The 25,663-nt window shown below is 63.9% G+C and carries 23 protein-coding genes and 2 pseudogenes; 10 read left to right on the top strand and 15 right to left on the bottom strand.

Annotation, left to right across the window (positions count from 1 at the left end; translation table 11 throughout):
* The first annotated feature begins 61 nt into the window (after positions 1-61).
* On the top strand, positions 62-985 hold the full coding sequence (locus AC0NIL_RS00815; RefSeq protein ID WP_024503360.1) for a DMT family transporter: 924 nt from the start codon (positions 62-64) through the stop codon (positions 983-985).
* A gap of 7 nt (positions 986-992) precedes the next feature.
* Here AC0NIL_RS00815 and AC0NIL_RS00810 read toward each other — a convergent pair whose 3' ends face one another.
* Positions 993-1,895: a phosphotransferase family protein gene (locus tag AC0NIL_RS00810; protein WP_275954128.1), complete on the bottom strand. Its 903-nt coding sequence runs from the start codon at positions 1,893-1,895 to the stop codon at positions 993-995.
* Positions 1,896-1,998: 103 nt separating this feature from the next.
* Between AC0NIL_RS00810 and AC0NIL_RS00805 the strand changes: the two genes are divergently transcribed.
* Complete coding sequence (locus tag AC0NIL_RS00805; protein ID WP_063170453.1) at positions 1,999-2,631, top strand: class I SAM-dependent DNA methyltransferase; 633 nt, start codon at positions 1,999-2,001, stop codon at positions 2,629-2,631.
* Between the two features lies 1 nt (position 2,632).
* On the opposite strand, the gene AC0NIL_RS00800 is transcribed toward AC0NIL_RS00805, so the two are convergent.
* Both AC0NIL_RS00800 and AC0NIL_RS00795 read right to left on the bottom strand, forming a co-directional pair.
* Positions 2,633-5,086, bottom strand: a complete 2,454-nt coding sequence (locus AC0NIL_RS00800; protein ID WP_275954127.1) for a GcvT family protein — start codon at positions 5,084-5,086, stop codon at positions 2,633-2,635.
* On the bottom strand, positions 5,083-5,970 hold the full coding sequence (locus AC0NIL_RS00795; protein ID WP_275954126.1) for a phosphotransferase family protein: 888 nt from the start codon (positions 5,968-5,970) through the stop codon (positions 5,083-5,085). The genes AC0NIL_RS00800 and AC0NIL_RS00795 overlap by 4 nt, the downstream gene beginning before the upstream one ends.
* A 403-nt stretch (positions 5,971-6,373) precedes the next feature.
* Between AC0NIL_RS00795 and AC0NIL_RS00790 the strand changes: the two genes are divergently transcribed.
* A complete protein-coding gene (locus AC0NIL_RS00790; RefSeq protein WP_013528029.1) occupies positions 6,374-7,150 on the top strand; it encodes a DeoR/GlpR family DNA-binding transcription regulator in 777 nt (258 codons plus the stop codon).
* On the opposite strand, the gene AC0NIL_RS00785 is transcribed toward AC0NIL_RS00790, so the two are convergent.
* A complete protein-coding gene (locus AC0NIL_RS00785; protein ID WP_275954125.1) occupies positions 7,147-8,046 on the bottom strand; it encodes an NAD(P)/FAD-dependent oxidoreductase in 900 nt (299 codons plus the stop codon). The genes AC0NIL_RS00790 and AC0NIL_RS00785 overlap by 4 nt on opposite strands.
* On the bottom strand, positions 8,036-8,485 hold the full coding sequence (locus AC0NIL_RS00780; RefSeq protein WP_063169921.1) for an RrF2 family transcriptional regulator: 450 nt from the start codon (positions 8,483-8,485) through the stop codon (positions 8,036-8,038). The genes AC0NIL_RS00785 and AC0NIL_RS00780 overlap by 11 nt, the downstream gene beginning before the upstream one ends.
* Positions 8,486-8,748: 263 nt before the next feature.
* On the opposite strand from AC0NIL_RS00780, the gene AC0NIL_RS00775 reads away from it, so the two are divergent.
* The 7 genes from AC0NIL_RS00775 (at position 8,749) to AC0NIL_RS00745 (ending at position 16,241) form a co-directional block, all read left to right on the top strand.
* Positions 8,749-9,405, top strand: coding sequence for a DedA family protein (locus AC0NIL_RS00775; RefSeq protein ID WP_275954124.1), 657 nt, complete (start codon positions 8,749-8,751; stop codon positions 9,403-9,405).
* A gap of 75 nt (positions 9,406-9,480) precedes the next feature.
* A complete protein-coding gene (locus tag AC0NIL_RS00770) occupies positions 9,481-10,392 on the top strand; it encodes a LysR family transcriptional regulator (RefSeq protein ID WP_013528025.1) in 912 nt (303 codons plus the stop codon).
* 219 nt (positions 10,393-10,611) lie between these two features.
* Entirely contained in the window at positions 10,612-11,766 is a 1,155-nt protein-coding gene (locus AC0NIL_RS00765; protein WP_013528024.1) for an ABC transporter substrate-binding protein, read from the top strand.
* Between the two features lie 168 nt (positions 11,767-11,934).
* The gene (locus AC0NIL_RS00760; RefSeq protein ID WP_063169923.1) at positions 11,935-12,945 is read left to right on the top strand and encodes an ABC transporter ATP-binding protein; all 1,011 of its coding nucleotides are present in this window, start codon (positions 11,935-11,937) and stop codon (positions 12,943-12,945) included.
* 14 nt (positions 12,946-12,959) lie between these two features.
* Positions 12,960-13,910, top strand: a complete 951-nt coding sequence (locus tag AC0NIL_RS00755) for an ABC transporter permease (protein WP_275954211.1) — start codon at positions 12,960-12,962, stop codon at positions 13,908-13,910.
* Positions 13,900-14,715 carry an ABC transporter permease gene (locus AC0NIL_RS00750; RefSeq protein WP_013528021.1) on the top strand — a complete coding sequence of 272 codons (816 nt, stop codon included), beginning with the start codon at positions 13,900-13,902 and terminating at the stop codon, positions 14,713-14,715. The genes AC0NIL_RS00755 and AC0NIL_RS00750 overlap by 11 nt, the downstream gene beginning before the upstream one ends.
* A 98-nt stretch (positions 14,716-14,813) precedes the next feature.
* Positions 14,814-16,241, top strand: coding sequence for a gamma-aminobutyraldehyde dehydrogenase (locus AC0NIL_RS00745; RefSeq protein ID WP_275954123.1), 1,428 nt, complete (start codon positions 14,814-14,816; stop codon positions 16,239-16,241).
* Between the two features lie 178 nt (positions 16,242-16,419).
* Here the strand turns inward: AC0NIL_RS00745 and AC0NIL_RS00740 are convergent, their stop codons facing one another.
* The 10 genes and pseudogenes from AC0NIL_RS00740 to AC0NIL_RS00695 form a co-directional block, all read right to left on the bottom strand.
* Positions 16,420-16,734: a hypothetical protein gene (locus AC0NIL_RS00740; protein ID WP_013528019.1), complete on the bottom strand. Its 315-nt coding sequence runs from the start codon at positions 16,732-16,734 to the stop codon at positions 16,420-16,422.
* 54 nt (positions 16,735-16,788) lie between these two features.
* The gene (locus AC0NIL_RS00735; protein ID WP_024503372.1) at positions 16,789-17,151 is read right to left on the bottom strand and encodes a nuclear transport factor 2 family protein; all 363 of its coding nucleotides are present in this window, start codon (positions 17,149-17,151) and stop codon (positions 16,789-16,791) included.
* Between the two features lie 81 nt (positions 17,152-17,232).
* A complete protein-coding gene (locus AC0NIL_RS00730) occupies positions 17,233-17,712 on the bottom strand; it encodes a carboxymuconolactone decarboxylase family protein (RefSeq protein WP_013528017.1) in 480 nt (159 codons plus the stop codon).
* 110 nt (positions 17,713-17,822) lie between these two features.
* A complete protein-coding gene (locus AC0NIL_RS00725) occupies positions 17,823-19,376 on the bottom strand; it encodes an alpha/beta fold hydrolase (RefSeq protein ID WP_275954122.1) in 1,554 nt (517 codons plus the stop codon).
* A gap of 113 nt (positions 19,377-19,489) precedes the next feature.
* The gene (locus tag AC0NIL_RS00720) at positions 19,490-19,801 is read right to left on the bottom strand and encodes a formate dehydrogenase subunit delta (protein ID WP_013528015.1); all 312 of its coding nucleotides are present in this window, start codon (positions 19,799-19,801) and stop codon (positions 19,490-19,492) included.
* Positions 19,791-20,621 (bottom strand): formate dehydrogenase accessory sulfurtransferase FdhD, encoded by an 831-nt coding sequence (fdhD, locus tag AC0NIL_RS00715; RefSeq protein WP_224673745.1) that lies wholly within the window; start codon positions 20,619-20,621, stop codon positions 19,791-19,793. The genes AC0NIL_RS00720 and fdhD overlap by 11 nt, the downstream gene beginning before the upstream one ends.
* A 2-nt stretch (positions 20,622-20,623) precedes the next feature.
* Positions 20,624-23,113, bottom strand: a pseudogene (gene fdhF / locus AC0NIL_RS00710) (formate dehydrogenase subunit alpha); the annotation flags it as partial.
* Between the two features lie 59 nt (positions 23,114-23,172).
* Positions 23,173-23,536: pseudogene (locus AC0NIL_RS00705) on the bottom strand (2Fe-2S iron-sulfur cluster-binding protein); the annotation flags it as partial.
* 10 nt (positions 23,537-23,546) lie between these two features.
* Positions 23,547-25,103, bottom strand: coding sequence for a formate dehydrogenase beta subunit (locus AC0NIL_RS00700; protein WP_064995764.1), 1,557 nt, complete (start codon positions 25,101-25,103; stop codon positions 23,547-23,549).
* Positions 25,100-25,579 (bottom strand): formate dehydrogenase subunit gamma, encoded by a 480-nt coding sequence (locus AC0NIL_RS00695; RefSeq protein ID WP_023811689.1) that lies wholly within the window; start codon positions 25,577-25,579, stop codon positions 25,100-25,102. Before AC0NIL_RS00695 ends, AC0NIL_RS00700 begins: the two co-directional genes overlap by 4 nt.
* Positions 25,580-25,663 lie beyond the last annotated feature (84 nt).

Here is a 25,663-nt window from a genome sequence, read left to right as displayed (position 1 = left end):
CGTCAAAGCCGCTGCTTCCGTCTACGACGCGGGCTTACAAGGGGGAGGAATCGGGATCGGCATGACGCAGCCCGTGGCGCAGAATTCGACGATCAGGAATGTGCTTTTGGCCGGCATTCTGTTGATGCTGGCCGGCGATTTCCTGTTTGCGCTGAACGACGCCATGGGCAAATGGCTGGTCGCCAGCTTCTCCGTCGGCCAGGTGGTGCTGATCCGCTCCATCGGCGCCTTCTTCGTGCTCGGCCCGATGATCGCCAACCAGGGCCCGGCCAAGCTGTTTCGCATGGAACGCCTGGAGCTGCAGCTGCTGCGGGTGGTGATGACCACGCTCGACACCGCGCTCTTCTATGCCGCCGTGGTCTATCTGCCGCTGGCCGATGTGATGAGTTTCTACATGGCGGGGCCGATCTACGTCGCGGCACTCTCGCACCTCTTGCTTGGCGAAAAGGTCGGCTGGCGCCGCTGGATGGCGATCCTGCTCGGCTTCTGCGGTGTGCTGATCATGCTGAAACCGTCCTCGGCGGCCTTCTCGCTGTCATCGGGTTTTGCGCTGGTGGGCAGTATCGCCTTCGCCTTCGCCATCATCCTCAACCGCCGCCTGCGTGGCACCAGCGACACCAATCTAGTGACATGGCAGACCATCGGCACGCTGCTGGTCGGCGGCGTGCTGAGCATCGGCGCCTGGCAGACGCCGTCGGCGCTCGATCTCGGCGCCATGCTGCTGCTCGGCATCGTCTCCTGCGGCGCCCATCTGATGATCACCAGGGCGCTCAAGCTGGCGCCGGCCTCAACGCTGGCGCCGCTGCATTACACGCTGCTGCTGTGGGCGGTGGTGTTCGGACTGGTGTTCTTCGGCGACGTTCCCGGTCCGCGCATCCTGATCGGCTCGGGCATTGTCGTTCTCGCCGGCCTGTTCATCTTCCACCGCCAGAAAGTGGTCGAGACCACGGTGCCGCCCGAAAACGTGCCGAAGGGCGTGAATTAGTCCAGGCTCACCCCCGGCGGATCGCCGCCAGATGCCGTGAAAACTCGGACGTCTCCATCAGCGCCTTGCAGCGCGCGAACCGCCCGTCGGCATAGGCGCGAAAATCATCGACCGGGTTGTTGTTGGCGAGCTGGATCAGCCCCCACAGCGTCCATAACAGGTCGCACATCGCCTTGTAGATGACGATGCGGCCGCGCTGCGCCGGCCTCGCCTCGCCGCCGAAATAGGCGTGCATCATCTCTTCGTCTTGCGCCAGATCGAATTTACCTTCCACGGAGAGGTCGCCAAGGTCCCAGAGCGGGTCGTTCATGCCCGAATATTCCCAGTCGACGATCCACATCCGCTCGCCGGTGTCGAGGAAGTTTTCGCACAGCGGATCGCAATGACAGGCGACGAGAGGCAGCGGATGGGCGGCCAGCGCCGACCGCACTGTCCCGGCGTCGCGCACCACGTCATGATAGCCGGCGGGCAGGGCGATCTCCTTGGTGGACAGCACCTTGAGATAGTCGTCGATCATCGCAAACAGCTCGAAGCGGAAGGGAAACACCGCGCCTGAATTGTGCAGCTTGCGAAAGGCCTCGCCGGCGCGGGCTGGACTGCCCGGCCGAACCTTGAATTTCTCCTCCGACATGGTTTCGGCGCCGGCGATGTAGCGTGTCACCATCAACCCGGTGCCGGCATCGACATGCAGCACCTCGGGACTGACCCCTGCTTTTGCCGCTTCGCGTGCGGCCACCGCTTCGTTGGCCCGGTTGATGTATTCCTCGGTGCCCTTGCCAGGAATGCGCAGGCAGAAGTCGCCGGCCTTGAAGACGAGGTTGGTGAGGCCGCCCAGCCGTTCCAGCGGCCCGCTGTAGCCGGCCAGCATGGGAATGGCGTCCAGTGCCGCACGCGCCTCGTCTGTAATCATGCCTGCGCCCCCACACACTGTTATTTGTCGCGGCAACGGTTCCACAATTTTCGCGCTTTGGCTATCATCACTGCGAGATCAAAAATTGGCGGACTGGATCAAAGTGGCGGACAACAAACATCAGGGTGCGCTTGGCGCGGCCTACGCGGCAAAGCGGCCCGAAGAGGTCGCCGCACTTTATGATCGTTGGTCGCAGACCTACGACGCCGACATGTCGGCCGCCGGCTATCGCCATCCGACGATCTGCCTTGCGCTGCTGACCCGCCATCTGCCGCGCGGTTCAGCACCGCTGCTCGATGCCGGGGCCGGCACCGGTCTCATCGGCGAATGGCTTGATATTGCCGGTTACCCGCAAGTCGAGGCACTCGATATTTCACAAGGCATGCTGGATCAGGCGGCCCGCAAGGGTGTCTATTCCGCGCTCCATTGCCTGGCGCTGGGCGGTCATCTGCCCTTTGCCGATGATGCCTATGCCGGAGTGATCTCGGCCGGCGTCTTCACATCAGGTCATGTCGGCGTCGAGGGGCTGGACGAACTGATCCGCATATGCCGGCCGGGCGGCATCATCGTGCTGACGGTCAAGAACTCGCTGTGGGATCAGGGCTTCGCCACGCGCGTCGCTGAGCTCGAGGCGCAGGGCCTCGTCACCCGCGTCGAGGAAACGCGCCCTTATGTCTCGATGCCCGGCGAAGCCGACACCGTGCCCAGCCGCGGCCTCGCACTGCGCGTGACCTGACCTACGCTTTGACCCTCGCGCCTGCCGGGTCGTACATCGGCTCGAGGTGGATCTTGGCCGGCGTCCTCTCCATCGCAACCACCAGTTCGTAGTCGCCCGAGGCGAGAAAATCGTCGCTGACCCCGTCGGCGTTGCGCACGTAGCCGTAGCCGATGGTCTTGCCCAGCGTATAGCCATAACCGCCGCTGGTGAGATAACCGACAGGCTCGCCATTGCGCAGGATGGTTTCGCGGCCGAGCAGCACGATCTCGGGGTCGTCGACCGTGAAGCCGGCAAAGCGTTTCTTCATTGCCGTGCCGCCGGTCTTCTCCAGCGCGCGCCGTCCGATGAAATCCGTGTTCTTGCGCAGCTTGACCGCCCAGCCGAGCCCGGCTTCCTGCGGCGTGTCGTTGGGCGTGATGTCGGAGCCCCAGGCACGATAGCCCTTTTCCAGCCGCAGCGATTCCAGTGCCCGATAGCCGATCGGGCGGATGTCGTGCTTTTTGCCTGCCGCCATCAGCGCGTCGAAGACTTCGCCGGTGGCCGCGATCGGCACGTGCAGTTCCCAGCCCAACTCGCCGACATAGGTGACGCGCAGCGCCCGAACCGTGTGGCCGGCGATGGCAATCTCACGCACATGGCCGAATGGGAAGCTCACATTTGACACGTCGGCTTCGGTCACGGCCGAAAGCACGTCGCGCGCCCGAGGACCCATCAGCGACAGCGTGCCGAAATCCTCGGTGACATCGACGAGCCTGGCATCGAGCCCTTCGCCGATATGATCGCCGATCCATGAGGAATCATGCGTACGGAAGCCTGTGCCGGTGACGATGTAGAACTTCTCTTCGGCCAGCCGCGCCACCGTCAGATCGGCCTCGATGCCGCCGCGTGTGTTGAGAAGCTGCGTGTAGGTCAGCCGGCCGACCCGCTTGCTGACGTCGTTGGCGCAGACCCAGTCCAGCGCCTTCAGCGCATCGGGCCCGCTCAGCTCGTATTTGGCGAAGGAGGATTGATCGAATATGCCGACTTTTTCGCGCACATGCCGGTGTTCGTCGCCGACCGCCACAAACCAGTTCTGCCGGCCCATCGAATAGATGTCCTGCGGCTCGACGCCTTCGGGCGCGAACCAGTTAGGCCGCTCCCAGCCGAGCTTCGAGCCGAACACAGCATTTTGCTGTTTCAGCCTGTCGTAGAGCGGCGAGACGATGCGCGGCCTCCCGCTGGCATACTCCTCATGCGGAAAGCCGATCGTATAGTGTTTGCCATAGGCCTCCAGCGTGCGGTCGCAGACCCACTGACGGTCACGGTGCAAATTAGCAAAGCGCCTGATGTCGACCACCCACAGGTCGAGCGGTGCTTCGCCATCGACCACCCACTGCGCCAGCACCCAGCCGGCGCCGCCGCCCGAGGCGATGCCGAAGGCGTTGAAGCCGGCGCCGACAAACATGTTGGCGCATTCGGGCGCTGTGCCGAGAATGAAATTGCCGTCTGGCGTAAAACTCTCCGGCCCGTTGATCATCTGCTTGACGCCGACAGTTTCCAGCGCCGGCACGCGCGCGATCGCTTGGCTCATGTGCTGCTCGAAATGGTCGTAATCATCGTCGAACAGCCTGAATTCCCAATCATTGGGGACGTCGCCGCCGGGGAGACCAGTAGCCCAGGCCTGCGGGTTCGGCTCATAGCCGCCCATCACCAGCCCGCCGACCTCTTCCTTGAAATAGGTGCGCCGGTCCGGATCGCGGATGGTCGGCGCGTCGGTCGCCAGTCCGTCGATCTTCTCGGTGATGATGTACTGGTGCTTCACCGGCTGCAGCGGCACGTTGATGCCGGCCATGGCGCCGACCTGCCGCGCCCACTGGCCGGCGCAGTTGACCACCTTGTCACAAGCAATGTCGCCCTTGTTGGTCTTCACCGCCGTGATGCGGCCGTCCTTCATTTCGAAGCCGATGACGCGGACATCCTCGAACAGTTTGGCGCCATGCATGCGCGCGCCCTTGGCCAGCGACTGCGTGATGTCGGAGGGGCTCGCCTGGCCATCGGTCGGCAGCCAGGAGGCGCCGACAAGATCGCCGGTTTCCATGAGCGGCCACATTGCCTTGACTTCCGCCGGCGACAGCAATTGCATGTCCATGCCGAAGCTTTTCGCCGTCGTCGCCAGCCTTTTGTACTCGGTCCAGCGGTCGGCATTGGTGGCGAGCCTGAGGCAGCCGGTCATCTTCCAGCCGGTGGCAAGGCCGGTCTCGGCCTCGAGGCCCTTGTAGAGGTCGACGGAGTATTTCAGCACGCGGGTGATCGAAGCCGACGAGCGCAACTGGCCGACAAGGCCGGCGGCATGCCAGGTCGAGCCCGAGGTCAGCTTGCCTTGTTCGAGCAGAACGACATCGGCCTTGTGGTCGCGCGCCAGATGATAAGCCGTCGAACAGCCGATGATGCCACCGCCGATGACGACGATGGCGGCCTGGGTCGGCAATGTCATGATTTCTGTATCCCGTACTTCGTTCTGTAGTTTTCCAGCGCCGTGTCGAGCCGGGCGAGATTTTCCTCGGTGTAGGCGACGTAGTCGATACCGGGCGCGTCGAGATAGAGCTCGGACACCATGCTCCACATCGCCTCGCGCAGCAGCGAGGCGCATTGCATGGCCGCGTGCGAACGGCGGATCGCTTCGTCCGGTTCCTTCATGAAATAGGCGGTCAGAAAGGCGAAGGATTCCTCGTCGCTCATGCCGGCGTTGGAGGCGGCGCCTGCGAGGTCGAACATCGCCGTGTTGAAGCCGGCATATTCGAAGTCGATCAGCCACAGCCTGTTGCCGTCGTCGAGAATGTTGGCCGGCAACAGATCATTGTGGCCAAAGACGATCGGCAGCAGTTTCTGCGCGCGCTCCAGTTCGTCGGCCAGCGTCAGCAGGCGTGGCAGGTCGCTGCGCTTGCGGCTGCCGCCTTCTTCAAGCGTGCGCGCATAGTCGCGAATGACATGGAACACCCAGAACATGAAGCCGGCGCCGGAGACGTGATTGGGCATCTCCCGGTGAAAGGCGCGCATCAGGGCTGCGACGCGGCCAAGATTGGCGCGTACGTCCTCGGCGAGATAGGTCTTGGCGCCGAGAAACTCTGTGACCATGATGCCCGGTTCGGCATGGCGGACGGCCGGCGCGAAACCGGCGGCATGCGCCGCCCGCGCCGTCATCACCTCGCGCTCGCGAAAGACATGGTGGAACGGATAGTCCTTGCCGAAGCGCACGACGTGTCGTCCCGCCGCGTCCGTGACCACATAATTCGCGTTGCTCAGACCGCCGGGCAGCGGTGCGATCTCGATGCCACCGGTCCAGCAGGGCAGGGCGCGGATGCGATCTTCGGCGGTCACGGAATCATCCCTGGTTTGCTGGGCTTCGACAAGGCGCCGTGAACAGCGCAACGACGGCGGGGAGAAACGTAAATAATCTCGTCGGTGCGGGACGCCAGGATCGGTATCCCGCACCGCACCGACGAGCCCCTTGGCCAGGTTTTTGAGCCCGGCATCCGCCCCCGCGGATCTGAAAATTCCTTGTACAGGCACGTTCCAAACGGCCTGATCGCTGAGTTGCGGCTCTGCCCCCAGTCGCAGATCTGAAGCCTGTTGATGTCTTTGATTTCACGCCAGGGTTTCCCGCTTGTCAATAAAAAGCTGTGACTTTTGTTGGGTATTTTGCCTGAAAGCATAAGGTAGTTCCTTTAAAAGCAATTGAATTACCTTAGAATCGGTCAAGAGCATCAGTTCGGGAAACCAGATGGCCCAGTCCAAACGACACGGCGAGATCCTGCGGCTCCTGCAGGAAGAGGGCACCGTCACCATCGCCAGTCTGGCCGACCGGCTGGGCGTGTCGCTCGAGACGGTGCGCCGCGACGTCAAGCCACTGACCGGTGATGGCTCTGTCCTCAAGATGCATGGCGCCATCGGCCTGCCGTCAATGATCGGCGAAGCGCCGTTCGAGCGGCGCATGCGTGAGAACGCCGACGCCAAGCGCGTCATTGCCCGCATGGTCGCCGCCACCATCCGCGACGGGGAATCCATCATGCTCGACACCGGAACGACGACCTCGTTCCTTGCGCGTGAACTGCTTGGCCACCGGCGCCTGACGGTCGTCACCAATTCCTCGGACATCGCCCGCACGCTGGCCACCATCAACGGCAACAAGGTCTATATGGCCGGCGGCGAGTTGCGCAGCGATTCCGGCGCTGCTTTCGGCGCCTCGGCGATCGATTTTGTCAGTCGCTTCTCGGTCAGTCACGCCATCATTTCCACCGGGGGGGTCGACGCGGTGATGGGCGTCATGGATTTTGATCTGGATGAGGCCGAGTTCGCCCGCATGGTGCTCTCGCGCGGCCAGCGGTCCCTCGTCATCACCGATCACTCGAAATTCGGCCGTCTTGGTCTGGTCCAGGTCTGCGGCTTCGACAGCTTTTCCGAACTCGCCACCGACCGCTCGCCGCCGCACGACCTGGCCGCCGCCCTTGCGCAGGCCGGCGCCCGGCTCAGCATCGCCGGCGCGGAAGCCGGGTTCTAGCCGAAGACCAGCGATTGGTGGGCGCAGACGCCCGCAAAGGTGCCACCCGATACTGCAAAGGCGATGTTGTGCATCGAACGTGCCGCGTCGCCGGCGGCGTAGACGCCGGGCACGGTCGTCTGCTGCCTGTCGTCGACTGATATCACCGTGCCGAGGAGGCTTTCGGTGAAGCCGCAGCCGAGCTGTTCGGCCAGCGGGCTGGCCATGATATTGCGCGGAGCGGTGAACATCGCCCTGACGCCGGCCTTTCTGCTGTCGTCGAGGTGGACGATCAATCCGCCGGAGCCGTCTTCCTCTAGCTCGGCAACGCTGGTGGGCTCAAACCGCACCTTTCGGCTCTCCAGCGCGCGCATCTGCTCTGTGTCAGGCTCGAACAGGCCATTGCCGAACAGCGTGACATCGCCCCAATCGGTGATCAGCTGTGCCTGATGCATGGACATCGGACCGGTTGCGAGCACGCCGAGCGGCCCGCCGGAAACTTCGTAGCCGTGGCAGTAGGGGCAGTGCAACACGCTCTTTCCCCAGAGCTCGGCAAGCCCGGCAACCTCCGGCAGGATATCGCGCACCCCAGTGGCCAGTACCAGCCGTGCCGCGCCGAATGTCTCGCCACCCTCGGTGGTGATTTCGAAATCGCTGCTGCCAGCGGCAAGGGCCTTGTCGGCGCGCCCGTCGACAACCCTGGCTGCCGGATAGGCCAGTAGTTGGCGCCTTGCGTCATCCAGGATTGCGCCGGGCGCGCGCCCGTCATGTCCGAGGAAGCCGTGCGAATGCTCGGCAAAGCGGTTGCGCGGCCGGCCGGCGTCGATCACCAGCACCTTGCGTCCTGCCCGCGCCACCTGGATGGCGGCGGACAGGCCGGCAAAGCTGCCGCCGACGACGGCAAGATCATACTGCATGGCTGGAGACTCCAATGAGGTCAAAACGGCGGCGGAAATCGGCGGTCAGGTCAGCCAGCGTGATGCGGCTCAGCTTCTCCGCCAGCAGCCTTTCGGCGGCGTTGCGAAAATCGTCGAGCACGGCGATCACCGCCTGCTCGACGAGGCAGCCGGGGCTTTCCGGATCGGTGCTGAACGGCAGCAGTGTCTCGCCAAGGGCGACGCTGATCTCGGCCAGGGATATTTTCTCGGGCGCCCGCCCGAGCAGCCAGCCGCCACCGTGCCCGCGCGACGAGGTGACGATGCCGGCGTCGCGCAAGCCTGCGATGGTGCGGCGGACCACCACCGGATTGGTGTGGATGAAGGTGGCAAGCTGCTCGGAGGTCAGCGCCTGTTCGGGCTTCTCGGCCATGTGGACGAGAATGTGCAGGGTAGAGGACAGCCGGCTGTTGCGCTTCATGTAACTTAGTTAGTTACGATTGGTGTCGATGTCAAACACGTCTCATCCGCGCCGAGGCGCAATGTCCACGCAATCCATTCGCGGCAAACAGAACCAGTCGGTGCGCGATTCACCTCGTATGCCGGCGCCAAGGCGTCGGACCCGACATATGCAACGGATTTCGGGTCCGACGCTGACTGCAGCAAACGCCACGCCGACCGATCGAAGCGTTGGATCCAGGATGAAGGTTGCCTGATGCTTTGTCTTTTCTCCAGAGATGGACCGTGGCACCGTTTGGTGTCGGCGTCACCATGTCGCTTCGCATGACGGGGCCGCTGGCAGCCATCCTCGGCTTCGGTCTGTTGGGCGTTTTCTGCCTCGCCTTCACCGAAAAGATCCTGCCAATTCCGCCCTCGCATGTGCTGCTGCTGTTCCTCGGCATGACGGCGGCGCCGGATGCTTCGACGCTGGCGATCCTGCTGATGGTGACGACGCTTGCGTCCGCCAGCGGCTGCCTTGTCTGGTATGCGGTCGGCCGCCGGGTTGGACTTGACCGTGCCGACAGGCTGGTCGAGCGTTTCGGCAAGTACGTGTTCCTGCGCCACGCGACCTACCGCAGGCTCGGCCAGGCCTATCGGCGCAATCACGTCCGGGTGTCCTTGCTGGCGCAGTTCATCCCGACTGTGCGCAATTACCTGCCGATCGCCGCCGGCGCACTCTGCCTGCCCGCTTTGCCCTTCGCGGCCGCGACGCTGCTCGGCGCCACGTTCTGGAACGCGGGCTTTCTCACCACCGGCTATCTGCTGCGCGGCAGCGGCCGGGACTCCTTCACGGTGGGCCTGCGCATCATTGTCATCGTCGTGGCTCTGGAGACGGCATTCATGCTTGCGCTGCGCTATGGCCCCGCATGCCGGCGGCGCATCAAGTTGGCGCTCGGTTGAGCGCCAGCTCTCAGGTCATGGGATAAGCTCTGCAGTCGGCTTTCCTTCATTCGGCCGCCGGTGTTTAGTCCGGGCATGGCTTTCACCATCCGCCAGCTGCAGTTCTTCATCGCCGTTGCCGAGCAAGGCACGGTCTCGGGCGCCGCCCAGAACCTCTCCATCTCGCAATCGTCGGTCACCGAAGCGATCAAGGAACTCGAAAGCGATCTCGGCGTCGAACTGTTCGAACGCCACCCGCGCGGCCTCAACATCACCCACAAGGGTCACCAGTTCCTGCGCCATGCGACGAAAATCCTCGCCGATGTTTCCGACGCGCGCCGCTCTTTCTCCGGCGAGCAGGCGGTGGCGGCCGGCCGGCTGCAGCTCGGCGTCACCTCGCTGGTCGCCGGCTATGTGCTGTCGGATCTGCTCGCCCGCTACCGCCGTGCCTATCCGGGCGTCGAGGTCTCTGCCATCGAGGACAATGGCGATTATCTCGAACACCTCCTGATCGGCGGCAAGCTCGACATTGCCGTCATGGTCACCTCCAATTTGCGCGACCGCACCGCGTTGCAGTCGGAAATCCTCGAAGTCTCGGCCTATCGGCTGTGGCTGCCGCTCGGTCATCCGCTCGTCGGCGCCGACATCATCAGCATTGGCGACATTGCCTCCGAAACGCTGATCATGCTGACCGTCGACGAGATCGAGGAGAATACCGGCAAGCTGCTGACGGCGATCGGCGCCAAGCCGCATGTCGCCTTCCGCACCCGTTCCGTGGAGGCCGTGCGCAGTCTGGTCGCCACCGGTGCCGGCGTGGCGCTGCTGCCCGATCTCGTCTACCGGCCCTGGTCGCTGGAAGGCGACCGCATCGAATCGCGCGATATTTCCGGCTCCTTGCCGGTGGTCCAGGTCGGCATGGTCTGGCGGCGCGGCTCCGGTCTGCCGCAGGCCGCGCGCGATTTCATCGGTCTTGCCCAGTCGCAACGGACGGTCCGCCAGCGTCCCTGAGAGGCCGGCTGCACATCTATCGGAAAAACCGATATCGCCCTTCTGATAAATGAATTTGCGAAACCGGAATTTTCAAAGCACTTTCGGTTCAGGGACCAAAGCCGCCATCAGAGCGGCATCAAGCCCAACGGACGAACTGACAGTTTTCAGTCCGCGCGTGACCCCTAACGAAGACCGAAACCGGCTTTCAGGGTCAGGCGCCTAAATGGGAGATCGACAATGAATTCATTCCTGAAGTCATGCACTGCTCTGACGGTCGCGCTGACCTTTTCCGGTCAGGCCGTCGCCCAGGTCAAGGAACTTGGCAAGGGCGAAGGCCAGGTCAACATCGTTGCCTGGCCGGGCTACATCGAGCGCGGCGAAACCGACAAGGGCTATGACTGGGTGACTTCCTTCGAGAAGGAGACCGGCTGCAAGGTCAACGTCAAGACCGCCAACACCTCCGACGAGATGGTCTCGCTGATGAATGAGGGCGGCTTCGACCTCGTCACCGCTTCGGGCGATGCCTCGTTGCGCCTCGTTGCCGGCAAGCGCGTGCAGCCGATCAACACCGATCTCATCCCGAGCTGGAAGACGGTCGACGAGCGCCTCAAGGACGCGCCGTGGTTCACCGTCGGCGGCGCCCACTACGGCGTTCCCTACCAGTGGGGTCCCAACGTCCTGATGTACAACACCGACGTGTTCAAGGAGGCTCCCAAGAGCTGGAACATCGTCTTTGAGGAAATGAAGCTGCCGGACGGCAAGTCCAACAAGGGCCGCGTCCAGGCCTATGACGGGCCGATCCACATTGCGGATGCGGCCAACTATCTGATGTTCCACAAACCGGAACTCGGCATCAAGGATCCCTATGAACTGAACGAGGACCAGTACAAGGCGGCGCTCGAATTGCTGCGCGTCCAACGCACACTGGTTGGCCGCTATTGGCACGACGCCGCCATCCAGGTCGACGATTTCCAGAACGAAGGCGTCGTCGCTTCCGGCTCGTGGCCGTATCAGGTCAACACGCTGGTCGCCGCCAAGAAGCCGGTCGCGTCCACCATCCCGGAGGAGGGCGCCACCGGTTGGGCCGACACCACCATGATGGAGGCCGACGCCGCCAACCCCAACTGTGCCTATATGTGGATGGAACATTCGCTGTCGCCGAAGGTGCAGGGCGATGTCTCAGCCTGGTTCGGCTCACTGCCCGTCGTGCCCGCCGCCTGCAAGGGCAATGAGCTTTTGACCGACGAGGGTTGCAAGACCAACGGCTACGAGAACTTCGACAAGATCAAGTTCTGGAAGACGCCGGTGTCGAAATGCGCCACCCAGAACGATCAGTGCGTGCCCTACTATCGCTGGGTGTCGGACTATATCGGCGTCATCGGCGGACGATGAGCATCCTTACCTCCCCCTTGTGGGGAGGGTCGACGCATAGCGTCTGGGCGGGGTCTGCTCGGGGTTTTTCGAGACACCCCCACCCGCGGCTTCGTCGCGACCTCCCCAAGGGGGAGGTGGGACGTCGCGCGACATCAACACATCAAACCGGCAACGGACTGACATCTCATGACCTCCGCCGTCTCCTTCCAGAAAGCCTCGCGCCATTTCGGCAGCGTGCGCGCGGTCGACGCGGTCGATCTCGACATCGCGCCTGGGGAATTCTTCGCCATGCTCGGGCCGTCCGGTTCCGGCAAGACCACTTGCCTGCGCCTCATCGCCGGCTTCGAGCAGCCGACATCGGGCTCGATCTCGATCTTCGGCGACCGCGCCGAGGGCGTTCCGCCCTATCGCCGCAACGTCAACACCGTGTTTCAGGATTATGCGCTGTTCCCGCATCTGAACGTGCTCGACAACGTTGCCTACGGGCTGATGGTCAAGGGCGTCGGCAAGGCTGAGCGGCACAAGGCGGCGGAAGAGGCGCTGTCACTGGTGCGGCTGCCCGGCTATGGCGCCCGCCGGCCCGGCCAGCTTTCCGGTGGCCAGCGCCAGCGCGTGGCACTGGCCCGCGCGCTGGTCAACCAGCCAAAGGTGCTGCTGCTCGACGAGCCGCTCGGCGCGCTCGACCTCAAATTGCGCGAGAACATGCAGGAGGAGTTGAAGTCGCTGCAGAAGGCGCTCGGCATCACCTTCGTCTTCGTCACTCACGACCAGGGCGAAGCGCTGTCGATGGCCGACCGCGTCGCCGTCTTCAACGATGGCAAGATCATGCAGATCGGCACTCCGGAAGATATCTACCAGCGGCCGAGGACCCGCTTCGTCGCCGATTTCGTCGGCTCCTCCAACGTGCTGCCGCCGGATTTCGTGCAGCGCTATTCCGGCCAGCATCGCTGGGGGAGTCTCCGCCCCGAATCCATTCGCGTCGGCCGCGCGGCCAAGGGGGTCACAAGTGGTGAAGGCGTATCGGCCCGCCTCATCTCGACCAATTATCTCGGCGCCACGACAAAGCTGGCGCTCGACGCCGACGGGCTGCGGCTGCACGCCATCGTGCCGGCCGGCATCGCCTTGCCGGCAGAAGGCGAGGCGGTTGTGCTGACCTTCAACCGCGAGCACCTGCATCTGATGGACGAGCCGGCATGAGCCTCGACGCCGCCATGGTGCGTGCAACGGCCCCCGCCATCCTGCCGGGTAGCGGCGGTCTGCGCGGCGCTCTGTCGGACCTTTTCTGGCGCAAGCCGAAGGTCCTGTTGCTGCTCATGCTGCTGCCTCCGGTTTTGTGGCTGGGCATCGTCTATATCGGCTCGCTGTTTGCGCTGCTGGCGCAGAGCTTTTTCTCCATCGACGAGTTTTCCGGCCTCATCAACCGCGAGTTCACGCTCAAGACCTATGGCGATCTGTTCCAGGCCGCCAATCTCGACATCATCCTGCGCACGGTGACGATGGCGGCTCTGGTCACGCTGGCCTCGGCCGTCATCGCCTTCCCCATCGCCTACTACGCGGCGCGCTATGCGCGCGGCCGCTGGAAGGCCTTGTTCTATCTCGGCATCATGCTGCCGCTGTGGTCGAGCTATCTGGTCAAGATCTACGCCTGGAAGCTGATCCTGGCCAAGGAAGGCATCCTCACCTGGCTGCTCGCCAAGCTGCATTTGTTGTGGGTTCTCGACGCTTGGCTGTCGCTGCCGATCGTCGGCGGCAATTCCCTGTCGGTATCGTTCACCGGCACCTTCATCGTCTTCGTCTATGTCTGGCTACCCTTCATGATCCTCCCCGTTCAGGCGGCGCTCGAGCGCGTGCCCGGCAATCTGGTCGAGGCCTCGTCCGACCTCGGCGCTTCACCGGGACAGACCTTCCGCAACGTGCTGTTTCCGCTGGCGCTGCCGGGCATCGTCGCCGGTTCGATCTTCACCTTCTCTCTGACGCTCGGCGATTACATCATCCCGCAGATCATCGGCACCTCGCGTCTGTTCATCGGCCAGGCGGTCTATTCGCAGCAAGGCACCGCCGGCAACATCCCGCTCGCCGCCGCCTTCACCGTGGTGCCGATCGTCATCATGGGCTTCTATCTCTGGAGCGCCAAGCGCATGGGGGCCTTCGATGCGCTCTGATGGTTCCCAGTCGGCTCCGCTCGGCCTGAAGATTGCCGCCGCCTGCGGGCTGCTGTTCCTGCACCTGCCGATCCTGCTGATCTTCGTCTATGCCTTCACCACCGAAGAGAAGAGTTTCGTCTGGCCGCCGCCAGGGCTGACGACGCAGTGGTTCGCCGTGACCTGGAACCGGCCAGATGTCTGGCAGGCGCTGTCGCTGTCGGTCAGGGTGGCCGCGATTTCGACGGCGATCGCGCTCATCCTCGGCACGCTCTGTTCGGCGGCGGTGTCGCGGACAAGATTCTTCGGCCGCGAAACCATCTCGCTGCTGGTCATCCTGCCGATCGCGCTGCCCGGCATCATCACCGGCATTGCGCTGCGCTCGGCCTTTTCGCTGGCCGACATCCCGTTCTCGTTCTGGACGATCGTGCTTGGCCACGCCACCTTCTGCGTGGTCGTCGTCTACAACAACGCCGTCGCCCGTTTCCGCCGCACTTCCGGTTCGATGATCGAGGCCTCGATGGATCTCGGCGCCGACGGTTTTCAGACCTTCCGCCATGTCGTGCTGCCCAACATCGCCACGGCGCTGCTTGCCGGCGGCATGCTGGCCTTCGCGCTGTCCTTCGACGAGGTCATCGTCACCACCTTCACCGCCGGCCAGCAGCAGACGCTGCCGATCTGGATGCTGGAAGAACTGATCCGTCCGCGCCAGCGCCCGGTCACCAATGTCGTTGCCATGGTCGTCATGCTGGTGACGTTGCTGCCGATCCTTGCCGCTTATTACCTCAGCCGTGACGGCGACCAGATCGCTGGAAGCGGGAAATGAAAAACAGCGAATAGGGAGTAGCGAATAGGGATCATCGACGGTCAAACCCTACTCGCTTTCAGCTACTCGCTACTCGCTTCTGTAAAGGGAGAAACCTTATGGACACCCAGATGCTGATCGGCTCGAAATTCGAGAAGGGCACCGAGACCGAGGAGCCGATCCTCAATCCAAAGACCGGGGCGACCATCCTCAACCTGCCCGAGGCTAGCCAGGCGCAGATCGAGGCGGCGGTCACTGCTGCCGAACAGGCGTTCGTCTTGTGGTCGCGCACCACGCCGGCGCAGCGCTCCGGCTATTTGCTGAAGATCGCCGACCGCATCGAAGCCGACGCGAAGGAGTTCGCCACGCTCGAGGCGCTCAACTGCGGCAAGCCGATCAACGCCGTGCTCAATGACGAAATCCCGGCGATCGTCGATTGCTACCGCTTCTTCGCCGGCGCCGTCCGTTCGATGCCGGGCGTCGTCGCTGGCGAATACATGCCCGGCCACACCTCGATGGTCCGTCGCGATGCCATTGGCATCGTCGCTTCCATCGCGCCGTGGAACTATCCGCTGATGATGATGGCCTGGAAGCTGGCGCCGGCGATCGCCGGCGGCAACACCGTCGTCTTCAAACCGTCCGAGCAGACACCGCTGACGGCGCTGAAGCTGGCAAAAATCCTTGCGGACATCCTGCCCGAAGGCGTCGTCAATGTCGTGCTCGGCCGCGGCGACAGCGTCGGCAACACGCTGATCAATCATCCCAAGGTCAACATGATCTCGATCACCGGCGATGTCGCCACCGGCAAGAAGGTGCTGCAGGCGGCCGCCAAGTCGGTCAAGCGCACGCATCTCGAGCTCGGCGGCAAGGCGCCGGTCATCGTCTTCGACGACGCCGACCTCGGCGCCGTGGTCAACGGCCTGCGTGCCTTCGGCTATTACAATGCCGGCCAGGACTGCACCGCCGCCTGCCGCATCTACGCCGGCAAGAAGATCTACGACAAGCTCGTCGCCGATCTCTCCTCGGCCGTCTCGACCATCAAGTACGACCGCCCCGACGATACCGAAAACGAAATCGGCCCGCTGATCTCGCGCCGCCAGCGCGACCGCGTCTCGAGCTTCGTCGAGCGCGCCTCGGAACTGAAACACATCGAGATCACCACCGGCGGCAAGCCGGGCGAGGGCTCCGGCTTCTATTACCAGCCGACCGTCGTCGCCGGCGCGCTGCAGGAAGATGAGATCGTGCGCCGCGAAGTGTTCGGCCCGGTCGTCTCGGTTACTCGTTTTTCGGAAGTCGACGAGGCGGTGAACTGGGCCAATGACAGCGACTACGGCCTGGCGTCATCCGTATGGACCAAGGATGTCTCGCGCGCCATGGCGACGGCCGCCCGCCTGCAATATGGCTGCACCTGGATCAACACCCACTTCATGCTGACCAACGAGATGCCGCATGGCGGGTTGAAGCAGTCCGGCTACGGCAAGGACATGTCGCTCTACGCACTGGAGGATTACACCGCCGTGCGGCATGTGATGGTTGCGCATGGCTAGTTTTGCCTTCTCCCCTCTTGTGGGAGAAGGTGGATCGGCGCGTAGCGCCGAGACGGATGAGGGGGTGTTCCAGCTTGACGCCAGCTTACCCCTCACACGGGTTGCCAACCGATTTGTGAAGGACAAATCGGGGCAATCCGGACCTCTCCCACAAGAGGAGAGGTAAGACCGCAGACCACTACTCCACGATGCGATAGATATTCCACAGGCTGGTGCCAGACACGACATAGGGCTCGATCTCCTTGCCCCATTTCGCGTGCGCGTCGATCTTGCCGATCTTGGCGAAGAACGCCTCCAACTGGGCCAGGCTTTCGACCTGGTGATGGGACTCGACCGTCGCCTCCCGCGCGCCGATCGAACCGGTCATGATCTGGAATTCCAGCTCGTCGAGGCCGACCTGTGACCCGATCTCGCGTTCCCATTTCTTCAACAGATCGAGCACGGTCTGCTTGTGTCCGAACTTGGCGTCGATCTGCCATCTGGCGCTGAACATCGTCTTCTCCTCCAGGTTTGCGGCCCAGGCCGCGGTTGATCCACGGTTGTTGATCTACTCGTCCCAGGCCTGCACGACGGTCTGTCTTGCGATCCGACCGTTCTTCAGCTCCAGCATCGCTGCGCAGAACACCTTGGTCCCGTCCGGATAGGCGCAGGCCTGGGTGAAGGCGAGGCTGTCGCCGTCGGCGATGGTGGTGTCGACCTTGTGGGTCATCGCCCGGCTGCAGATGTCGTCCCAGAATGTGGTGATCGCGGCGCGCCCGCGGATTTCACGCGGCTTGCTCGGCGGGTTGTTGCGGTCGATCACCCGCACCAGCGCGTCTTCGGCATAGAAGCTCGACAGCATCTTGCCGTCACGGGTTTCGATCGCCTTCTTGATCGCGGCGCCGTCCACTGTTTGGGTCTTGGTCAGCATTTCATCCTCCATTGGCCCGTCTTCCGACCGGGCGGTTGATGGTCGATGTGCCGTCCGGCGCTCATCGCCGGGCAGTGGTTCTTACTGCGACTTCGCCTTGACGGCCGCGAATACGTCGTCGGTCTGCTTCTTGAAGGTCGTCAGATCGACCTGGCTGCCGTTGAGCATCGTCGACCAATGGCGCACGATGGCGGACATCGCCACCGCCTCCTTGATCTCCTCGTCGCTGGCGCCGTTGAGCTTGGCCGCCTCGGTGTGGAAATAGATGCAGTACTGGCATGGGATCTGCGCCGCGACGGCGAGGCCCAAAAGTTCCTTGGTCTTGCCGTCAAGCGCCGTCTTCGGGTTGAGCTGCACGCCCTTAATCTCGGCCCAGGCGCCGGCGACGGCCACATCCGGCAGGGTCTTGAACATGTCCGGCACCGAGCCGAGCGTTGCCTCGATGTCCTTGTAGGCGGCCGCCGCGGACGCGTCCTCGGCCTTTGCGGGAGAGATGGCGAACAACGCGCCAACGCTTGCAGCAATCACAAGCAATTTGAGTGTCCGGTTCGACTTCAGCATTTCCTCCTCCGTTCGCAGCGCCTTTTCCAGCGACATCCGCCTAGCCTGCGTGGAGAGAATTGATAGCGCTTACCCGCCCATGGCCGCTTCGCCCGAAAGCGCCATGGCTCTCATGGCCCGTGCGGGCCAGGGTGCCTGGCCGAAAACGCCGCCGCCGCCGCCCGCGACGGCAGATCCAGCTTGAGCAGTATGTTGGCGACATGGCGCTTGACCGTGTGTTCGCTCAGCCGCAATTCGGCGGCGATCGCGGCATTGCTCTTGCCGTCGGCGACGAGGCTCACCACCTCGCTTTCGCGCGCCGTCAATGCGGCCGGCTCGGCGGTCTTGGGTTTGGGCCGGCAGGCGGGTTCCAGATGCTGTTCGGACGTCGCATGGACCAGCGCCAGCGGCTGCTCCAGCTCGTCGACACTGATGCGCCCGGCGTCGGTGAAATGCAGGCCCGACCCAGCCGCCAGATCGGCGATCAGACGCGACGCGATAATGTCGCCGCGGCCGGCATGGGCGGCCAGTTGCATTGCCACCCGCGCCGTCGTCCCAACGGGTGGACCGCGCACTTCGATCTCGCCGACATGCGCCCCTTGTGCGCTTGCCACGCCGATTTCCTGCGCCGCCTCGCGCAGCGCTGCCGCGCAGCGTATGGCGCGTGCCGGGCCGTCGAAGCGCGAAATCATCAACTCGCCATGCAGGCCCACAGAGCGCCCGCCATGGCGCCCGACCAGCAGCCGCCAGGTTTCCTGGAAGCGTTGGCTGCGTTCGCTCCACATCCGGTCGCCGAGCCGTGCCGTGTCGTAGATGCGTGTCACCAGCAGTGCGGCCAGCACGCGGTCTACTTCGCCCACGGCGCGTTCGCCGGTCAGGAATTCCTCGATCAGGTCGGCCACCCCATCGACATCGCCGGTCCAGATCGGATGGTCGCGTCCGGGACTCTCGACCAGCCGGGCGCCGGGGATCTTCTGTGCAAGGAAGCGGCTGGCATCGGGGTCGACCCGCGCATCGTTGCGGCGATGGATTACAAGCGTCGGCGCGCTGATCACGCTCAGGATATGGCGGATGTCGACGTCGGCGTTCATGCGGGCCAGCGCCGCCGCCGCCGTCGGGCTCGCCGACAATCGTTCGAAACGTGCCCACCACTGGGCGAAATGCGCGTCGTCGACCCGGCTCGGCGCGAAATGGGGCAGCGTGGCGCCAGTGCCCCAGGCTGTCTCCGCCATCTCGATGAAAGCGTCGAGGCGTTCGGGCGACATCACCCATTTGTGGAAATGCGCATAGCCGCCATAGAGCGCCAGCGCCCGTGTCCGCTCCGGATAGGTGGCGGCGAACAGCATCGCCATCGGCGCGCCTTCGGAGGAGCCGAGCAGCGCCGCACGACCGCTGCCGGCGGCGTCCATTACCGCGCGCACATCGTCCATCCGCGTCTCGAGACTGGGCAGGTTATGCGCGTCGACACGGTCGGACAGGCCGGTGCCGCGCTTGTCGAACAGGATCAGCCGAGAGAACGCCGAAAGCCGCTTCAAGAGCCTGGTGTAGCCCTCGTCTTCCCAGTGCAGGTCGAGGTTGGAAATGAAGCCCGGCACGAAGACGAGATCGAACGATCCCTGCCCGACCACCTGATAGGCGATCCGCACATCGCCGCTACAGGCGTATCGCGTCTCGATCGGCCTCACGAGATTTCCACCCCGGCCTGACGATTTCTGGTCGTCAAACCATAGCAGAACAGCGCAGATTGCGGCAGCTTAAACTTTAGCGATTGTGAATGTAAGCTGGCGCGGCTTGGCGGCTATTCCTGCGAGGCGGCGACGTCGGCAGGGGAGGGCTTGAGCCCGAGTTTGAGGTCGGCCGCAGCCGGCGTGATCGGTCGCTTGATCCTGGCGGAGGCGGCCACCACCAACTCGTTGAAGTTCCCGGTGCCGTCGTCCAGCATTTCGAAGAACTGCCGCCGCATCCTCGGCTCCCAGAACTTGTTGATGTGCTCGGCGACGCCGGCAATGCCTTCCTCGCGCGGCTTGGAATGGAAGAAGTCGGCGATCTGGTTTGCCATGCGCACCAGCTTCTCGGCGGTGCTCATAATGTGTTCTTCGTCATGCGACATGCTTGGCAACTCCGCAAACCACCCGGTCGGGGTGGGTGAAAATATCAAAATCGTCGCCGCGAACCAGCGCCACCAGCGTCATGCCGGACTCTTGCGCCGTGCGGATGGCAAGGGCGGTCGGCGCCGAGACGGCGATGATGAAGGCCGAACCGATAGAAGCCGTCTTCTGCACCATTTCGACCGAAACCCTGGATGTCACCACGACAGCACCGGATGCACCATCGATGCCGGCTTTGGCCAGCGCACCGGCCAGCTTGTCGAGCGCGTTGTGACGGCCGACATCTTCGCGTGCCATGACGATGCCCTTACCAGGCACATAGAAGCCGGCGGCGTGCACGGCTCCGGTCTCGGTGTGCAGCGGCTGCACTTTCGACAAAAGCTTGACCGAACGGACGATATCGTTGGCATCAAGCGTAAGCTTTGACACACCAACCGCGTCGACCGAACGCATCGCTTCCTCGATCGATTCGATGCCGCAGAGCCCGCAGCCGACCGGACCCGCGAGCCTTCGCCGCCGCGCTTCGAAGCGCGTGTTGGCTCGGTCCTTCAGCCGGATCTGGATGTCGATGCCGGCGCCATGGTCCTCGACCTCGATGGCTTCGATCTCCTCCGGCGCAGCTACAATGCCCTCGGTCAGCGAGAAGCCAAGCGCGAAATCCTCGAAATCGGCCGGGCTTGCCATCATCACCGCATGCGTGGTGCCGGCAAAGGAGAACGCCACCGGCGTCTCTTCCGGCACCATGCGGTTCGCCGTAGCAGTGCCGCTGGCGCGGTGCGCCAGCCGCGATACCTGCGTCGTGGCTTTGCGCCGCGCGCTCAAGGCTACTCCGCCGCCTGCAAAGACGCGATGCGCCGGCTCTGCTTGGCTTGCTCGTCATAGTCGCGCTGCCATTCCGACGGCCCATTGGAGGCGCCGACCTGCACCGCCGTCACCTTGTATTCCGGGCAGTTGGTCGCCCAGTCGGAGAAGTCGGTGGTAATCACGTTGGCCTGCGTGTCCGGATGGTGGAACGTCGTGTAGACCACGCCGGGCGACACCCGGTCGGTGATCAGCGCGCGCAGCGTCGTCTCGCCCGAGCGGCTGGTCAGCCGGACCCAGTCGCCGTCGCGCAAGCCGCGGTTCTCGGCATCGTGCGGATGAATCTCCAGCCGGTCCTCCGAATGCCACATGCTGTTATCGGTGCGCCTGGTCTGCGCGCCGACATTGTACTGCGACAGGATGCGGCCGGTGGTGAGCAGCAGCGGGAAGCGCGGCCCCGTCCTTTCGTCCGTCGCCACATATTCGGTACGGATGAACTTGCCCTTGCCGCGCACGAACCCGTCGATATGCATGATCGGGGTGCCGAGCGGCGCCTTCTCGTTGCAGGGCCATTGCACGGACCCGACACGGTCGAGCAGCTCGAAGGAGACGCCGGCGAAGCTCGGCGTGGTCATCGCGATCTCGTCCATGATTTCGGAGGGATGCTTATAGTTCCAGTCCAGCCCGATCGCGCGGGCAAGCTCCTGCGTCGCCTCCCAATCGGCGTAGCGCGCCTTCGGCTCAAGAACCTTGCGCACCATGTTGATGCGGCGCTCGGCGTTGGTGAAGGTGCCGTCCTTCTCCAGGAAGGTCGAGCCCGGCAGGAAGACATGGGCGTAGTTCGCCGTCTCGTTGAGGAAGAGGTCGTGCACGACGACGCATTCCATCGCGGCAAGGCCGGCTGCGACATGCTTGGTGTCGGGATCGGACTGCAGAATGTCTTCGCCCTGGATGTAGATGCCCTTGAAGCTGCCGTCGACGGCGGCGTCCAGCATGTTGGGGATGCGCAGGCCGGGTTCGTCGTCCAGCTTCACGCCCCACAAGGTCTCGTAGATATCGCGCACGGCTTCGCCGGAGATGTGGCGATAACCGGGCAGCTCATGCGGGAACGAGCCCATGTCGCAGGAGCCCTGCACGTTGTTCTGGCCGCGCAGCGGGTTCACGCCGACGCCGGGCCGTCCGATGTTGCCGGTGGCCATGGCGAGGTTGGCGATTGCCATCACAGTGGTGGAACCCTGGCTGTGTTCCGTCACGCCCAGGCCGTAATAGATGGCACCGTTGCCGCCGGTGGCGTAGAGGCGGGCCGCCCCGCGGATCAGCTCGGGATCGACGCCGGACAATTTGCCGACGGTTTCGGGGCTGTTTTCCGGCAAGGCGACGAACGATGCCCAATCCTGGAACTCCGTCCAGTCGCAACGTTCGCGGATGAAGGCTTCGTCGAACAAGCCCTCGGTGACGATCACATGCGCCAGCGCCGTCAGCACGGCCACATTGGTGCCGGGCTTCAGCGGCAGGTGGTAATCCGCTTCGATATGGGCCGACTTGACCATCTCGGTGCGGCGCGGATCGAGCACGATCAGCTTGGCGCCCTGGCGCAGCCGCTTCTTGAGCCGCGAGGCGAACACCGGGTGAGCGGAAGCCGGATTGGCGCCGATGATGACGGCGACATCGGTGAAGTCGACGGAATCGAAATCCTGCGTGCCGGCAGACGTGCCATATGTCTGGCCGAGCCCGTAGCCCGTCGGCGAATGGCAGACGCGTGCGCAGGTGTCGACATTGTTGTTGCGGAAACCCTGCCGCACCATCTTCTGGACGAGGTAGGTTTCCTCATTGGTGCAGCGCGACGAGGTGATGCCGCCGATCGCGGTGCGTCCGTACTGGTATTGGATGCGGCGGAATTCCTTGGCGGTATGGGCGATCGCCTCTTCCCAGCTTACTTCGCGCCACGGATCGGTGACCTTTTCGCGGATCATCGGCGACAGGATGCGGTCCTTGTGGGTGGCGTAGCCATAGGCGAAACGGCCCTTCACGCAGGAATGGCCGTGGTTCGCCTTGCCCTCCTTGTAGGGCATCATGCGAACGACTTCGTCACCCTTCACCTCGGCCTTGAACGAGCAGCCGACGCCGCAATAGGCGCAGGTGGTGACGGCCGAGCGCTCCGGCAGGCCCTTGGCAAGCACCGTCTTCTCACGCAGCGCATCGGTCGGGCAGGCCTGGACGCAGGCGCCGCAGGACACGCATTCCGAATCGATGAACGCCTCGTGCATTCCCGCCGAAACCCGGGATTCGAAGCCGCGTCCCTCGATGGTCAGCGCAAACGTGCCCTGCACTTCTTCGCACGCCCGCACGCAGCGCGAGCAGACGATGCATTGCGAGGCATCATAGGTGAAATAGGGGTTGGATTCGTCGCGGGCGATGTAATCGACTGCCAGCGAGCCATGGCCGGGCGCCACGCCACCTTCCGGCTTGACGTGGTTGCGGCCCTCGATGCCGTAGCGGTTCTCGGTCAGGCCGATCGACTTCGCCACCGCGTCGAACTCGCTGGCGCCGGTTCCGGCCTGTTCGTTCCAGCCGGTCGGATGGTCGGAGACGTAGAGCTCCATGACGCCACGGCGAATGGCATCGAGCCGCTCGGTCTGCGTGCGCACGATCATGCCTTCGCCGACAGGCGTCGTGCAGGATGCCGGCGTGCCGCCGCGTCCTTCGATCTCTACAAGGCAGACACGGCACGAACCGAAGGAGTCCAGCATGTCGGTGGCGCAGAGCTTCGGGATCTCGACCCCGCCCTCCATCGCGGCACGCATGATCGAGGTGCCTTCCGGCACGGTGATGCTGCGCCCGTCGACGTTCAGCGTGACCTGCTTCTGCGCCTTCGATTGCGGGGTTCCGTAGTCGATCTCTTCGACGAGGGAGGGGAAGTCGGCCTTGATGTTCATCTGCCAGCTCCTATTCGGCAGCCACGCGCACGGGCGCGGGCTTGAAGTCGTCGGGGAAATGGGTGATCGAGCTCATCACGGGGTAGGGCGTGAAGCCGCCCAGCGCGCAGAGCGAGCCGAATTTCATCGTGTTGCAGAGGTCGGTGACCAGAGCGAGGTTCTTCTCCGGCTCGATGCCCGCGGCGAGTTTGTCGATGGTCTCGACACCGCGCGTCGAGCCGATGCGGCAGGGCGTGCACTTGCCGCAGCTTTCGATGGCGCAGAACTCCATGGCGAAGCGCGCCTGTTTCAGCATGTCGGCGGTGTCGTCGAACACCACGATACCGGCATGGCCGATCAGCCCGTCCTTGGCCGCGAAGGCTTCATAGTCGAATGGCGTGTCGAACAGCGCGCGCGGGAAATAGGCGCCGAGCGGTCCGCCGACCTGCACTGCCTTGACCGGCCGGCCGGTGGCCGTGCCGCCGCCGATCTCGTCGACGATCTCGCCAAGCGTCATGCCGAAAGCGGCTTCGAACAGCCCTGCAAATTTGACATTGCCGGCGATCTGGACCGGGATCGTGCCGCGCGAGCGGCCCATGCCGAAATCCTTGTAGAAGGCAGCACCCTTGTCCATGATGACGGGCACAGAGGCTAGGCTGATGACGTTGTTGATCACCGTCGGCTTGCCGAACAGCCCCTTATGCGCCGGCAGAGGCGGCTTTGCGCGTACCATGCCGCGCTTGCCCTCGAGCGAATCGAGCAGCGCCGTCTCCTCGCCGCAGACATAGGCGCCGGCGCCGACCCGGATCTCCATGTCGAACGCGTGAGGGGAACCCAGCACGCTGGCGCCAAGAACGCCGGCCTTGCGGGCGATCTCGACGGCCTTGTTCATCGCCGCCACCGCATGCGGATATTCCGAGCGGACATAGACGAAGCCCTTGGTCGCGCCCGTGGCTATACCGGCGATCGTCATGCCTTCGATCAGCACGAAGGGATCGCCCTCCATGATCATGCGGTCGGCGAAAGTGCCGGAGTCGCCTTCATCGGCGTTGCAGACGATGTATTTGCGGTCGCCTGATGTATCGAGCACCGTTTTCCACTTAATGCCGGTCGGGAAGCCGGCGCCGCCGCGCCCGCGCAGGCCGGATTCGGTCACCTCTGCGACGATGGCGGCAGGCGTCAGCGCCAGCGCGTTCATCAGTCCATTCAACCCGCCATGTTTTTTGTAGGATTCGAGCGACAGCGGATCCGTGACGCCGCAGCGCGCGAAAGTCAGCCGCGTCTGCTTGGCCAGGAAGGGGATCTTGTCCGGCGCGCCCAGCCAGCGTTTATGATGGCCGCCGGTAAGGAAGCCGCTGTCGAACAGGCTTTTGACGTCGGACGGTTTGACCGGCCCGTAGGCGATGCGGCCGTTGGCTGTAGCGACTTCGACCATCGGTTCGAGGAAATAGGCGCCGCGCGAACCATTGCGCACGATCTTGGCCTCGATGCCGCGCTCGGCGAGTTCGCCGGCGATCGCCTTGGCGACCTTTTCGGCGCCAAGCGCCAGCGCACCGGAATCGCCGGGAATGTAGATACGCGGGATCATGAGCGCACCTCTGCAACGATCTCGTCGAGCTTCTCGTCATCGAGCCGTCCGATCACCTCGCCATCGAGCATGGCGGCGGGCGAACAGGCGCACAGGCCGAGACAGTAGACCGGCTCCAGCGTCACCGAACCGTCGCGGGTCGTTTCATGAAAGCCGATGCCCAGCAGTTGCTTCAACTTGGCGGCGATGGCATCCGAACCCATGGACTGGCAGGATTCCGCCTGGCAGAGCTTCAACACATGCCGGCCTGCCGGATGGCTTCGGTAATCGTGATAGAAGCTGACGACGCCGTGCACCTCGGCCCTGGAAATGTTCAGCGCCTCGGCGATGACCGGCAGCGCATCCTTGGGCACATGGCCGAACTCTTCCTGGATGCCGTGGAGGATCGGCAGCAAAGGGCCTTCGAGCCCCTTCATCTCCTGGATGATCGCGGCCGTGCGCGACGTAATCTCGGTACTTGCAGGCTGCATTGTCATGCAGCGCCCTCCCTATCGTAGCGACCCACGCATATCGGCCAAAAGCATCAAGCTGTTTTGGAACAACGACATGCGCGTGCCGCT

It is taken from the genome of Mesorhizobium sp. WSM1343, assembly GCF_055901535.1.
Note: the sequence above shows the minus strand (reverse complement) of the source record. Positions and strands in the feature narration are given on the sequence as shown.